Source organism: Curtobacterium sp. NPDC089689, assembly GCF_044749145.1.
Classification (GTDB): domain Bacteria; phylum Actinomycetota; class Actinomycetes; order Actinomycetales; family Microbacteriaceae; genus Curtobacterium.
The window spans coordinates 1559583-1572246 of the sequence record NZ_JBIVHJ010000001.1 but is presented as its reverse complement, the minus strand read 5'-3'; the positions used below and the strand labels follow the sequence as shown (position 1 = coordinate 1572246).

At 72.9% G+C, this 12664-nt stretch carries 13 protein-coding genes; 6 read left to right on the top strand and 7 right to left on the bottom strand.

What is annotated here, in order from left to right; translation table 11 throughout:
• Positions 1-251 precede the first annotated feature (251 nt).
• From ACIPYW_RS07670 to ACIPYW_RS07655, 4 genes are all read right to left on the bottom strand, one after another.
• On the bottom strand, positions 252-410 hold the full coding sequence (locus ACIPYW_RS07670) for a hypothetical protein (RefSeq protein ID WP_400412339.1): 159 nt from the start codon (positions 408-410) through the stop codon (positions 252-254).
• Between the two features lie 172 nt (positions 411-582).
• The gene (gene purH / locus ACIPYW_RS07665; RefSeq protein WP_400412337.1) at positions 583-2211 is read right to left on the bottom strand and encodes a bifunctional phosphoribosylaminoimidazolecarboxamide formyltransferase/IMP cyclohydrolase; all 1629 of its coding nucleotides are present in this window, start codon (positions 2209-2211) and stop codon (positions 583-585) included.
• Positions 2208-2801: a phosphoribosylglycinamide formyltransferase gene (purN, locus tag ACIPYW_RS07660; protein ID WP_400412334.1), complete on the bottom strand. Its 594-nt coding sequence runs from the start codon at positions 2799-2801 to the stop codon at positions 2208-2210. Before purN ends, purH begins: the two co-directional genes overlap by 4 nt.
• A 31-nt stretch (positions 2802-2832) precedes the next feature.
• Positions 2833-4818 carry a DUF6350 family protein gene (locus ACIPYW_RS07655; RefSeq protein ID WP_400412332.1) on the bottom strand — a complete coding sequence of 662 codons (1986 nt, stop codon included), beginning with the start codon at positions 4816-4818 and terminating at the stop codon, positions 2833-2835.
• 102 nt (positions 4819-4920) lie between these two features.
• Between ACIPYW_RS07655 and ACIPYW_RS07650 the strand changes: the two genes are divergently transcribed.
• Positions 4921-5760, top strand: a complete 840-nt coding sequence (locus tag ACIPYW_RS07650; protein WP_400412330.1) for a hypothetical protein — start codon at positions 4921-4923, stop codon at positions 5758-5760.
• 71 nt (positions 5761-5831) lie between these two features.
• Here the strand turns inward: ACIPYW_RS07650 and sucD are convergent, their stop codons facing one another.
• Together sucD and sucC are read right to left on the bottom strand one after the other, a co-directional pair.
• Complete coding sequence (sucD, locus tag ACIPYW_RS07645; RefSeq protein ID WP_400412328.1) at positions 5832-6725, bottom strand: succinate--CoA ligase subunit alpha; 894 nt, start codon at positions 6723-6725, stop codon at positions 5832-5834.
• A 15-nt stretch (positions 6726-6740) separates the two neighbouring features.
• Complete coding sequence (gene sucC / locus ACIPYW_RS07640) at positions 6741-7910, bottom strand: ADP-forming succinate--CoA ligase subunit beta (RefSeq protein WP_400412325.1); 1170 nt, start codon at positions 7908-7910, stop codon at positions 6741-6743.
• 261 nt (positions 7911-8171) lie between these two features.
• Between sucC and ACIPYW_RS07635 the strand changes: the two genes are divergently transcribed.
• The 5 genes from ACIPYW_RS07635 to ACIPYW_RS07615 all read left to right on the top strand — a co-directional run bounded on the left by ACIPYW_RS07635 (position 8172) and on the right by ACIPYW_RS07615 (position 12144).
• A complete protein-coding gene (locus ACIPYW_RS07635) occupies positions 8172-9797 on the top strand; it encodes a RecQ family ATP-dependent DNA helicase (RefSeq protein ID WP_400412322.1) in 1626 nt (541 codons plus the stop codon).
• 275 nt (positions 9798-10072) lie between these two features.
• Complete coding sequence (locus ACIPYW_RS07630; RefSeq protein WP_400412319.1) at positions 10073-10522, top strand: ester cyclase; 450 nt, start codon at positions 10073-10075, stop codon at positions 10520-10522.
• A gap of 42 nt (positions 10523-10564) precedes the next feature.
• Complete coding sequence (locus ACIPYW_RS07625) at positions 10565-10858, top strand: hypothetical protein (RefSeq protein WP_400412317.1); 294 nt, start codon at positions 10565-10567, stop codon at positions 10856-10858.
• 25 nt (positions 10859-10883) lie between these two features.
• Complete coding sequence (locus ACIPYW_RS07620; RefSeq protein WP_400412314.1) at positions 10884-11291, top strand: hypothetical protein; 408 nt, start codon at positions 10884-10886, stop codon at positions 11289-11291.
• Complete coding sequence (locus ACIPYW_RS07615) at positions 11281-12144, top strand: oxygenase MpaB family protein (protein ID WP_400412312.1); 864 nt, start codon at positions 11281-11283, stop codon at positions 12142-12144. Before ACIPYW_RS07620 ends, ACIPYW_RS07615 begins: the two co-directional genes overlap by 11 nt.
• Here ACIPYW_RS07615 and ACIPYW_RS07610 read toward each other — a convergent pair.
• Positions 12117-12626, bottom strand: a complete 510-nt coding sequence (locus tag ACIPYW_RS07610; RefSeq protein ID WP_400412310.1) for an FHA domain-containing protein — start codon at positions 12624-12626, stop codon at positions 12117-12119. The genes ACIPYW_RS07615 and ACIPYW_RS07610 overlap by 28 nt on opposite strands.
• Positions 12627-12664: the final 38 nt, after the last annotated feature.

The window sequence follows — 12664 nt, the reverse complement described above, 5'->3', positions numbered from 1 at the left end:
AGCGGGTGGTCGCGTCGTGGGCCGTCCCCGCCCGGTCGGGCGGGTGCGGTGTCGCGTCGCGGCCGTCCGCCACCGCTGGTCGTGCGGTGTCGGTTCGGTCGGAGTGCACCGGGGACGTGGTGGTCCCCGGGTTCAGGCGTGGGCTCGCGCAGGCCCGTGCTCGTCGTCGCCGGTGGTCGTCCGGCGACTCGTCGCGTGCTCGTCGTCGTCGGAGGAGACCGACGGCTCGTCGCTGGCTGTGGGAAGCAGCCCTACGCGGACAGCGGTGCCGCGACGGCGGGCGTACCCGGGAACGGGTACGGCGCGACGGCCGCGGGTGCGATCCGCGGTCGTGCGTCGGGAGCGGTCCCCACGAGGCGCACGATGTCCGCACGGGCTGCCATGGCCGTGGTTCCGGTCGTCGTGTGCATCGTCACTCCAGTCGTCGTCTTCGTCACCGTTGTGTCCCGCGGTGCCGCCGACCGCTCTGCAGTGTCCTGCTGGGTCGTCGGCGTGCCTGTCGCGGAGCCTTACAGACTATTCACAGTCGAACGTGGTGCGCAAGCGTTTTCCGCAGTTGCCGGTCGCTCCGGGTAGATGGACTCAGTGGAAGAAGTGCCGCTCACCCGTGAGGTACATCGTGACGCCGGCTGCCTTCGCGGCGGCGATCACCTCGTCGTCGCGGACGCTGCCGCCGGGCTGGGCGACCGCGCGGACACCCGCGTCGAGGAGCACCTGCAGGCCGTCGGCGAACGGGAAGAACGCATCGGACGCCGCGACCGATCCGGCGGCACGGTCACCGGCGCGGCTGACCGCGAGGTGGCACGAGTCGACCCGGTTGACCTGGCCCATGCCGACACCGACGCTCGCGCCGGCGTTCGCCAGCAGGATCGCGTTCGACTTCACCGCACGGCACGCCTTCCACGCGAACGCGAGGTCGGCGAGGGTCTGCTCGTCCGCGGGCTCGCCCGACACGAGGGTCCACGTGGACTGGTCGAACCCGTCGAAGCGGTCGGCGTCCTGGACGAGGAAGCCGCCGGAGACCTGCTTGACCTCCTGCGGGACGAGCGCGAAGTCGGCCGGGAGCTGCACGAGACGGATGTTCTTCTTGCGGGAGAGGACCTCGAGGGCCTCGGGGTCGAACGCCGGGGCCACGACGACCTCGGTGAAGATGTCCGCGACGGTCTCCGCCATCCCGAGCGTCACCGGACGGTTCGCCGCGATGACGCCGCCGAACGCCGACAGCGGGTCGCAGGCGTGTGCCGCGGCGTGGGCGGACGCGATCGGGTCGGACGCGTCCGTCGGGGCGACCGCGATGCCGCAGGGGTTCGCGTGCTTGATGATCGCGACGGCCGGCTCGGCGAAGTCGTAGGCGGCGCGGACGGCCGCGTCGGCGTCGACGTAGTTGTTGTACGACATCTCCTTGCCGTGCAGCTGCGTCGCCTGCGCGATGCCGGTGCCGTGCTCGGAGCGGTAGAGCGCCGCACGCTGGTGCGCGTTCTCGCCGTACCGGAGGGTGGCCGCCAGCCCCGCGTCGACCGTGAGGTGCTCCGGGAAGTCCGCACGGGCCTCCCGGTCGTCACCGTCGCTCGCGTCGGACGCGACCACGTCCGTCGCGAAGTACGAGGCCACCGCCGTGTCGTAGGCCGCCGTGTGCGCGAACGCCTGCGCCGCCAGGCGCTTCCGGAGGTCGAGCGTCGTCCCGCCGGCGCGGACGGCCTCGACGACCTCGGCGTAGGAGCTCGGCGAGACGACGATCGCGACGTTCGGATGGTTCTTCGCCGACGCGCGGACCATCGCCGGACCGCCGATGTCGACGTTCTCGACCACGGTGGCGGTGTCCGCACCGGACGCCACCGTCTCGACGAACGGGTAGAGGTTCACGACCACGAGTTCGAAGGCCTCGATGCCGAGCTCGGCGAGTTGCTGCTCGTGGGACTCCAGGCGGAGGTCGGCGAGGAGCCCGGCGTGCACGGACGGGTGCAGGGTCTTCACGCGGCCGTCGAGCGACTCCGGGAAGCCCGTGACGCTCGAGACGTCGGTGACGGCGAAGCCCGCGTCGCGGATGGTCTGCGCGGTCGACCCCGTCGAGACGATCTCGACGCCGGACTCGGCGAGCGCACCGGCCAGCTCGAGCAGGCCGGACTTGTCGGAGACCGAGATGAGCGCGCGGCGCACGGGCACCACGTCACGGTCGCGGTACAGGCTGGGGTCGGCGGCGTGCACGCTCATGCGTTCGAGGGGCCCTTCAGGTCGGTCTTGCCGTTGGCGATGTCGAGGACGGTCTGGATGAGCAGGCGACGCTCGACCGGCTTGATGCGGTCGTGCAGCGTCGACTCGGAGTCGCCCGGCAGCACCGGGACGCGCTCCTGCGCGAGGATCGGCCCGGAGTCGACGCCGTCGTCGACCGCGATGACGCTCGCGCCGGTCTCCGTGACGCCGGCGGCGAGGGCGTCCCGCACGCCGTGGGCGCCGGGGAACTCGGGCAGGTACGCGGGGTGGGTGTTGATGATCCCCGGGGAGAACTCCGCGACGACGGCCGGCGGCAGCAGGCGCATGAGCCCGGAGAGCACGAGGAGGTCGGGCGTCCACGGGCGGATCTGCTCGGCGAGCGCGGCGCCCCACTCGGCACGGCTCGCGTACCGGGAGTAGGGGACCGTGAAGGTCGGGATCGAGAACTCCTCGCCGAGTCCGAGGCCCTCGGCGTCGCGATCGGCCCCGATCGCGACGACGCGGGCGGGGTACTCGGCGACCGTGGTCGCCTCGAGCAGCGCCCGCAGGTTCGACCCGGTACCGGAGATCAGGACGACCAGTTCGAGCACGGTGTCCAGCCTACCGGGGCGCTCGGGCGTGCTACTCCGTCGACTTCGGCTTGCGCCACCAGGGCAGCTCGTCCTCGGGGATCTGGTCGGTGCGGTCCCACTTCGGGCGCGAGGGGGCGACGTCGGCGCGCCGGGGGTCGTGCGGCGGGCGCACGGGTTCGGCACGGTCGACCGCGTCCGTGTCGTCGTGGTGTCCGGCGACGAACTCCTCCGTGCTCCACGGGAACGCCGGCTGCTGCTCGGTGCCCGGCGCGGTCGGCAGCGGCACGGGCTGGTCGCCGACGCGGTCGCCGCCGTGGTCGCCGCCGATCCGGTCGCGGACCGCGGCCGCGCGGTCACGGACGCCACCGCGCACCCCGTCGGCCGCACTGCGCAGGCGGTCCCGTACGCTCCCGAGGGAGGCGCGAGCCGGCTGGCCGTCGGTGGCGGCCGTGCGGTCGACCCGGTCGGAGGCGACGACGTCGGTGCGCGCCCACTCGGGCAGCTCGACGTCCTCGTCGTCCGCGTGGTCGGGTCGGTCCCGACCGGCCGTCGGCGTCGGGACGGGGCCTGCTCGCTCGTCGTCGAGCCCGGTGACCGGCTCGGTGACGGCTCCGGTGGCGGAGAGGTCCGCTGCCGCTGCGCCGGTGGTGCGTGTGGAGCGGGGGTCGTGGACCTCCTCGACGACGAAGCGGTGCACGTCCGTGGTGCGCCCGGCCCCGGCGCGGTCGAGCGCGTCGATCAGCGATCCGGCGTCGGCGTCGGCGTCCGCGTCCGCGTCGTCCTCCGCCGCCTCGGTCCAGCGCTCCCGCCGCTCCGGCAGCCGGACGAGGTCGCTGCCGACGGCGAGCGCGACGACCGCCGGCACCCCGACCTCGAGGGCTGCGAACACCCCCACGACGAGTGCGTGCGGGCCGACGTCGGCGAGCCGCCCCGGCCCGAGCGACCCCGAGGACACCCACGCCACCGCGCCCGTGAGCACGCCGGCGACGAGCCCGGCCGCGACGCCGCCGAGGGCTCGGTGCAGCGCGGAGTCGGCGTCACCGAGTGCCCGGACGAGCCGGGGTCGCAGGAGTCCGGCGACCGCGAACCCGGCGACGACCGGCACGAGGACCCAGACGAGCCCGAAGGTGTGCCCGGACGCCGGCAGCGCGCCGAAGACGGGGATGCCGGGGATGGGACCGAGGACCGTGCCGACCGGGGAGACGCTCGAACCGGTGCCGATCGCGAACCCCGGCCCGACGAGCCACGCGGTGGCCCAACCGACGAGGTCGGGCAGGAACGCGAGCTGTCCGACCGTCAGCGCGATCCCGCCGACCACCCCCGCGTGCGACCGCTCGTACAGCGTGATCACCTCGGCGAAGGAGGCGAAGAGCAGGACCGCCACCACGAGTCCGGCGACGGCGACGACCGCGGCCGTCGCGGCGGTACCGGCACGGAGACCGAAGCCGGCGACGGCACGCCAGACCGCGGGGACCCGCTCGACGAGGTCGATCGCCCGCTGCGACACCGCGTCCGCCGGGAGCGTCCTGCGCACGCGGCACACCTCGGAGGCGACGAAGGCGGGGATCCCGAACCAGAGTGCGGGGAAGACGACCGCCTGCCAGGTGCTCGGCTGTGTGGCGGCGGAGGTCGACGACAGGGCGACCGCGAGGCCGAGGACGGCGACGACCGCGGTCCCCACGAGCACGCCGGTGGTCCGGTGGGCGGTCTCGGCGAACCGACGTCCGGCACGGGCCCCGAGCCAGGCCGTGACGATCGCGAACCCGAGCGCGGCGAGGGTGACGTGGATCGGCGCCGACGCGCCGCTCACCCCGGACGCCTTCGCGGCCGCCGCCCCGAGCAGGAAGGTGACGTCGACCCCGTGTCCGACGAGCCACACGCTGCCGCTGGCCTTCCAGAACACGTCCCAGTCGACCTGCAGCCCGTACTCGAAGCCCCAGAGCAGGGTGAGCGGTACGAGGGCGATCCCGACGCCGACACCGACCGTCACGATCCCCTCGATCGCGGCGAGCACGGCGGTTCCCAGGCGGTTCATCCGGGCCAGGGTACGTGCTGGCCGGGCTTCGAAGAGGAAGCCGCGCGGTGACCACTCGACCAACTCCTTGCTCAGTTTGTATTTCGTATTCATAATGTTTGTATGCACACTCTTGCGCTCGCTGCCCGGAAAGCCGCTCGCCTCACCACGCTCAGGCTCCGCAACGCCACCGCGGGGCACGCGTGCGTCGCTGACGAGGGGCCGGTGGTCAGCATGACGAGCTACGGCGAGCGCATCGCTTCGGCGCACCTCGCGCTGGAGAGCATCGCGGCGGGATCGCTGCGGCCCGGCCGGCTGATCCTGTGGCTCGACGACGAGCACGCCGTGCGCGCACCGACACCCGGCCTGCGGCGACTGATCAGACGAGGTCTCGAAGTCCGCCTCGCCGAGGACGACGGTCCGCACAAGAAGTACTACCCGTACGTGCAGTCCGAGCGGATCCACCGGGTACCACTGGTCACGGCGGACGACGACTGGCTCTTCCCCCACCGGTGGCTCGAGACCCTGATGCGGGCGCACGCCGTGGACCCGTCGACGAACACGACGCACCGCGCGCGTCGCATCCCGCTCCTCGACGGCGGCATCGCCCCGTACGCTCAGTGGGACCGGATCGGCATGCGGGGCGCCTCACCGAGGAACCTCGCGACCGGCGGTTGGGGCCACGTGATGACGCCACGCATGCTCGATGGGCTCCGCGACCGTCACCACGAGTTCCGGGCGACCGCACCGCGGGCCGACGACATCTGGTTGCACCGGGTCGCCGTTGAGTCCGGCACCGCGCCGAAGTCAGTCGGACGCTACGACCACCGGCACATCCTCCACGTCCCCATCGGCTCGGGCCCGACGCTCGCGGAGACGAACGTCGACGACGGCGGGAACGACCGACAGGTCGCCGCGGCGTGGACGCCCGACGTCGTCGCGCGCATCGCAGCGGCAGCCTGAACAGCGGGAGGCACGGCGCGAACCCGCACCGTGCCTCCAGGCTGTTCCGGACCGACGGTCCGACGAAGCTGCTAAGCCGTCGCGGCGGCGACCACCTCGCGCAGCAGCGCGGCGGTCTCGGACGGCGTCTTGCCGACCTTCACGCCGGCCGCCTCGAGTGCCTGCTTCTTCGCCTCGGCCGTGCCCGCGGAGCCGGACACGATCGCGCCGGCGTGACCCATGGTCTTGCCCTCGGGCGCGGTGAAGCCCGCGACGTAGCCGACGACCGGCTTCGTGACGTGCGCCTTGATGTAGTCGGCCGCGCGTTCCTCGGCGTCACCGCCGATCTCGCCGATCATGACGATCGCCTCGGTCTCGGGGTCGGCCTCGAACGCGGCGAGCGCGTCGATGTGCGTCGTGCCGATGACCGGGTCGCCGCCGATGCCGATGGCGGTCGAGAAGCCGAGGTCACGGAGCTCGTACATCATCTGGTAGGTCAGGGTGCCGGACTTCGAGACGAGCCCGATCGGCCCCTTCCCGGTGATCGTGGCCGGCGTGATGCCGACGAGGGACTCACCGGGTGTGATGATGCCGGGGCAGTTCGGGCCGATGATGCGGGTCGTGCCGCCCTTCGCCTTCGCGTGCGCCCAGAACTCCGCGGAGTCCTGCACCGGGATGCCCTCGGTGATGACGACGACGAGCGGGACCTCGGCGTCGATGGCCTCCATGACGGCGTCCTTCGCGAACGCCGGCGGGACGAACACGATGGAGACGTCGGCGCCGGTGGTGTCCACGGCCTCGCGGACGGAGCCGAACACCGGGAGTTCGACGTCGCCGTGCGTGACGGTCGTGCCGGCCTTGCGGGCGTTCACGCCGCCGACGACCCGGGTACCGGCCTTGAGCATGAGCGCGGTGTGCTTGGTGCCTTCACCGCCCGTGATGCCCTGGACGATGACCTTGGAGTCCTTGTTGAGGAAGATCGACATTGTTCTGCAGGCTCCTTACGCCGCGGCCGCGGCGAGCTCGGCGGCCTTCTCGGCCGCATCGTCCATGGTCGCGGCGACGGTGACGAGCGGGTGCGCCGCCTCCGCCAGGATCCGACGACCCTCTTCCACGTTGTTGCCGTCGAGGCGCACGACGAGCGGCTTGGTGGCCGAGTCGCCGAGGATGCCGAGCGCGGCGACGATGCCGTTCGCGACGGCGTCGCACGCGGTGATGCCGCCGAAGACGTTCACGAAGACGCTCTTCACCTGCTCGTCCCCGAGGATGACGTCGAGGCCGTTCGCCATGACCTCGGCCGAGGCGCCGCCGCCGATGTCGAGGAAGTTCGCGGGCTTCACCCCGCCGTGGCGCTCACCGGCGTAGGCGACGACGTCGAGCGTCGACATGACGAGTCCGGCGCCGTTGCCGATGACGCCGACCTCGCCGTCGAGCTTCACGTAGTTCAGGCCGTGCTGCTTCGCCTTGGCCTCGAGCGGGTCCTCGCTCGCGGTGTCCTCGAGCGCCTTGTGGCCCTCGTGCCGGAAGTCGGCGTTGTCGTCGAGCGAGACCTTGCCGTCGAGCGCGAGGATCTGTCCGTCGCCCGTGCGCACGAGCGGGTTCACCTCGACGAGGGTGGCGTCCTCGCCCTGGTACACGTCGTAGAGCTTGACGAAGACGTCGGCGACCTCGTCGACGAGCTCCGCCGGGAACCCGGCCTGCTCGGCGATCGCCCGACCGGCTGCGGCGTCGATGCCGGTCAGCGGGTCCACCTCGACGCGGGCGAGGGCCTCGGGCTTCTCGACCGCGAGCTGCTCGATCTCCATGCCGCCCTCGACGCTCGTGAGCGAGAGGTACGAGCGGTTCGCCCGGTCGAGCAGCACCGAGAAGTAGAACTCCTCGGCGATGTCCGCGCCCTGGGCGACCATCACGCGCTGCACGGTGTGGCCCTTGATGTCGAGGCCGAGGATCGCCTGCGCGTGCTCGTACGCCTCGTCGGGGGTCTTCGCGACCTTGACGCCGCCGGCCTTGCCGCGACCGCCGACCTTCACCTGCGCCTTGACGACGACCACGCCGCCGATCTTCTCGGCCGCTGCCCTCGCCTCCTCGGGGGTGTCGGCGATGATCCCCTGGAGGACGGGGACGCCGTAGGACTCGAAGAGGTCCCTGGCCTGGTACTCGAAAAGATCCACGCTGTTCTTCTTCCCGCACGTTCCGTGCGATCGGCATCGGTTACCCGGTCGCCACACTCCACATCGAGGGTCGCTCGATGTCGAGACAACGGCCGCGGGTCAGCCTAGCGCCGGCAGGTGGACGCAGGGTGCGCGGCAGGGGCGGTCGCGCGGGACGCGCGGTGCGCTGGCGGCCGGGAGGCACGGGTCGTCTCCGCAGGGCAGCATCCGCAGGGCGCATGGCCGGGCGGGCGCCCAGCGGCACCGGACGAGGGTGACCGCGTGCTCGACGAACTCCGTACCCGCGCCGCCGACGTCTTCGGCTGGGACCTCCGACCCGCGCAGGAGACCGTCATCGACGCGGTCCTCGACGGCCGTGACGCCGTCGCCGTGATGCCGACCGGCTCCGGCAAGTCCGCGATCTACCAGGTCGCCGGACTCGCGCTCGACGGACTGGTGATCGTCGTCTCGCCCCTCGTCGCCCTGCAGGAGGACCAGGTCGTCGGGCTGGAGGACCACCCCGACGCCCCGCGGGCCGTGACGGTGAACGCGACCCACTCGCGCCGTGACCTCGACGACGCCTGGGTGCAGGTCGAGTCCGGCGAGGTCCGCTACGTCTTCCTCGCTCCGGAGCAGCTCGCGAAGGACGAGGTCGTCGACCGGCTCCGTGCTGCCGGGGTCGCCCTCGTGACCGTCGACGAGGCGCACTGCGTGTCCTCGTGGGGCCACGACTTCCGTCCGGACTACCTCGTCCTCGGCGAGGTCGTCGAACGGCTCGGCCGGCCGCCGGTGCTCGCGATGACGGCGACGGGGTCGTCCCCGGTGCGTGCCGAGATCATCGAACGCCTGGGGATGCGCGACCCGCTCGTGCTCGCCACCGGGTTCGACCGGCCGGAGCTGCGCTTCGAGGTCGTGCGGCACGCCGACGCCGAGGACAAGCGCGAAGCGGTCGCCGAGCAGGTCGCCGGACTCGAGGGCGCCGGCATCGTCTACGTCGCCACCCGCGCGGAGACGCTCGAGTACGCCGACGTCCTCGTCGAGGCAGGGCGGCGCGCGAAGCCGTACCACGCGGGCCTCCGCGTCCGTGACCGCGAGGCCGTCCACCACGCGTTCCTGGACGGCGAGATCGACGTGGTCATCGCGACGAGCGCGTTCGGCATGGGGATCGACAAGCCCGACGTCCGTTTCGTGGTGCACGTCGACGTGCCGGAGTCGGTGGACGCCTACTACCAGGAGGTCGGGCGCGCAGGACGCGACGGCCAGCCCGGGGTCGCGACGATGCACTACCGGGCGGAGGACCTCGGCCTGCGGCGCTTCTTCGCCTCCGGGAGCCCGCGGCCGGCGACCCTGCGCGCCGTGTTCGACGCCGTCCCCGCCGAGGGGGTCGTCGCACGGTCCGAGCTCGCCGAGCGGTCCGGTCTCGCCACCCGGACCGCAGGGCGCGCCGCGAACGCCCTCGTCGAGGCCGGAGTCCTGGTCGACGGCTCGGACGGAGTCCGCCGCGCGGACGGCGCTCCGACCACCGCCGAGGCAGCGGCTGGGCGCGCGAAGGACCGCGCGGCCGAGCGGGAGCAGATCGAGGAGTCGCGCATCGCGATGATCCGCCGGTTCGCGGAGACCGACGAGTGCCGTCGCCAGTTCCTCCTCGGGTACTTCGGCGACGAGCTCGCGGAGCCGTGCGGCAACTGCGACACCTGCAGCGCCGGGACCGCCGCGGCCGCGCACGCCGCCGACGGGTCGAACGACGTCTCGTGGCCACCGGACGCTCCCGTCGAACACGCGGAGTGGGGCCGCGGGACGGTCATGAGCACCGAGGACGACCGGCTGACCGTGTTCTTCGAGTCGGCGGGCTACCGCACGCTCGCGCTGGCCGACGTCGAGGAACGGCACCTGCTCGAGCGCGTCTGATCGAGACGCCGGGGCGAGGAGACGCGGGCTCACAGGGGAAGGCGCGGTCGCTCGACCACCCGTCGGCGACCGCGCTCCACTCCCCCGAGCACGCCAGAGCATGCACCGGTGTCGTGTCGCGGAGGTGACCACCGGGTGAACGCGACCCGAACCTGGTCCGCTCCCCGCGCCTCCAGGTCGGTCCGGTGCGTGCACCGGACACCTGTCCCCCGGACCGTCCTGTCCCTCCGACCCCCGCCGCGTACGCAGGAGGACCACGACGAGAGGAACACCACATGAGCACCGACGTCAACCAGGCCGCCCAGGAGCGCCTCGGCGGCATCATCCAGGACCGCGCCTTCGACCGCTTCGGCGAGGTCTGGGCCGAGGACGTCGTCGACCACGACCCGGCGCCGGGCCAGGCGCCCGGGCTCGCCGGCATCGTCGACTTCTGGCAGGACTTCACGACGGCGTTCCCGGACCTCGAGCTCACCCCGGACCCGCTGGTCGTCACCGACGACTTCGTCACCGCGGTGTTCACGATCCGCGGCACCCACACCGGGCCGTTCCAGGGGCACGAGCCGACGGGCCGGTCGTTCGAGGTCCGCGGCATCCAGGTCTCGAAGTTCCGCGACGGCAAGATCGTCGAGCGCTGGGGCGCCACCGACGAGCAGGGTCTGGCGCAGCAGCTCGGGCTCGACGACGACGCGGGCGAGCAGGGCGACGTCCGCTTCGTGTCCGCCTAGGCGCGGCGCGTAGACAGGACACCCACGAACGAGAGGAACCCCATGAGTGACCCGGGAACCACCCCGAACGACGGCTTCGACACGGAGGGCTTCCGCGACGACGACGTGGACACCGAGCACACCGGCCCGTACGAGGTCGACGACCGCGAGGAAGCCCTCGATACCGTGACGAACGACGCGGTCGGTGGCGAGACCGTCGAGCCGCAGCCCGGCGACGGCACCGCGTCCGGCCCGACCGGCGGAGCCGAGCGCGAAGAGGCTCCGGACCTGTGGGAGCACGACGGCGACGAGGACCACCCCGACCTCGGGAACGACCTCGGCACCAAGCCGCTCTGACACCGGCGCTGACTAGCATCGGGGCGTGTTCTCCCGACTCCAGCAGCGTCTGCGCCGCCACCCCGTCGCGGCGCGGCTGGTGTCGGTGTCGGGCCTGCTGCTGATCGCGGCTGCCGCCACCCTCGGCGTCCGCTCCGGTGTGACGGCGTGCGGGCCGCAGACGTTCGGTCCCGCCTGCACGGCCGGGAACCTCGGCTGGCTCGCGTTGCTCGCGGTCGGTGTCCTCGCCGCGGTCGTCGCGGGGACCGGCGTCCTGTGGCCGATCCCCGCCATCTGGACGGTCGCGGCGCTCCTCTCGGCGGCACGCGAGGACGTCGGGAGCACGACCTTCCTCGTCGTCGCGATCGCCTTCGGCCTCGCCGCGCTCGTCGCGGCGATCTGGGTGGACGTCTCGCCCCGCGCACGACAGCGGCGGGCACGACGTGACGACTGAGCGGTCGACGGGCACCGACCGGACGGGAGGCGCGTCGCACGACCCGCGCCGTGCCTCCCGTCCGTCGTCCGGTCGCGATCGTGCACTCCGTCACCTGCTGGCGGACAGCACGCCCGTCGCGGCGGGCGGCCGCGCCATCCTGCTGCAGATCGCGGACCCAGTGGTCGCGGCCGGGGTCCGACGGCACTCCGACTTCGCGCGGCGGCCGCAGCAGCGGCTCGCGCACACCCTGTCGTTCGTCTTCGCAGTGACCTCGGGCACGCCCGCCGACGCGGCGATCGCGGCCTCCTTCGTGAACCGCGCGCACGTGCCCGTCACGGGGGCCGACGACGTGGACCGGCAGCTCTGGGTCGCCGCGACGCTCTTCGACTCGGCGCGGCAGGCGCACGCTGCCTTCGGGTCCGACGTCTTCGCCGTCCGGGCCGAGGAGGTCCTGCAGGCCTACGCGCCGATCGGAACCGCGCTCCGGGTGCCGCCGTCACGCTGGCCTGGATCGGTGGCCGCGTTCGACCGGTACTGGGCGGAGACGCTCGACGGGCTGACCGTCACCGACGACGCGCGCGGTGTCGTCCGCGACCTGTTGCACCCGCGGTTCGCGCCCTGGTGGGTACGGGCAGCGATGCCGCTCGTGCGGGTCGTGACCGTCGGGATGCTGCCGGAGCGGATCCGGGCCGGGTACGGCTTCGCGTGGGGTCCTCGGGAGCGGCAGCGGTACGAGCGGGCCGTGCGGGTGCTCCGCGTCGTGCGCGCGCTCGTGCCGGGGTGGCTCCTGCGGCTGCCGGGGCCGTTGCTGGTCCGGGCGATGCGGCGGGCCGGACGTCGGCGTCAGCCGGCCAGGACCCGGACCGCGTAGTCCCCGACCATCACCACGTCGCCGGGTCTGGCCACGACCTGCGCGCCGCCGACGCTCGGCTCCTGCGCACCGGAGGCACGCACCACCACGGTGCCGTTCGCCGAACCGAGGTCCTCGACGACGAGGCCGCCGTCCCCCGTCGGACGGACCGCCGCGTGCTCGCGCGAGACCGAGCGCCCGGGGTCGTCGAGCAGCACCTCCCGCCGACCGGGGGCGATCGCCACCTTGCGGCCCAGGACCACCGGCTGGTCCAGCGGCACGACGTTGCCCGGCGCGACCTCGAGGACGAGCCGCGGCACCACACCGATCGTCGGCAGCGGCGGCTCGGTGTGCACCACGACGTCCGGCTCACGGTCCGACACCGGGGCGCTCGGGAGGACCCACGCGCGGGAGAGGTGACCGGCCTGCCGGTCGCGCTCGACCTCGGCGTGCGTGACGACCGGCCGTTCCGGTGTCCCCTCGTCCTTGCGACGTCGTGCCACGGTGTACCCCTCGTTCTGGTCCTTGTCCCCACCTGGTG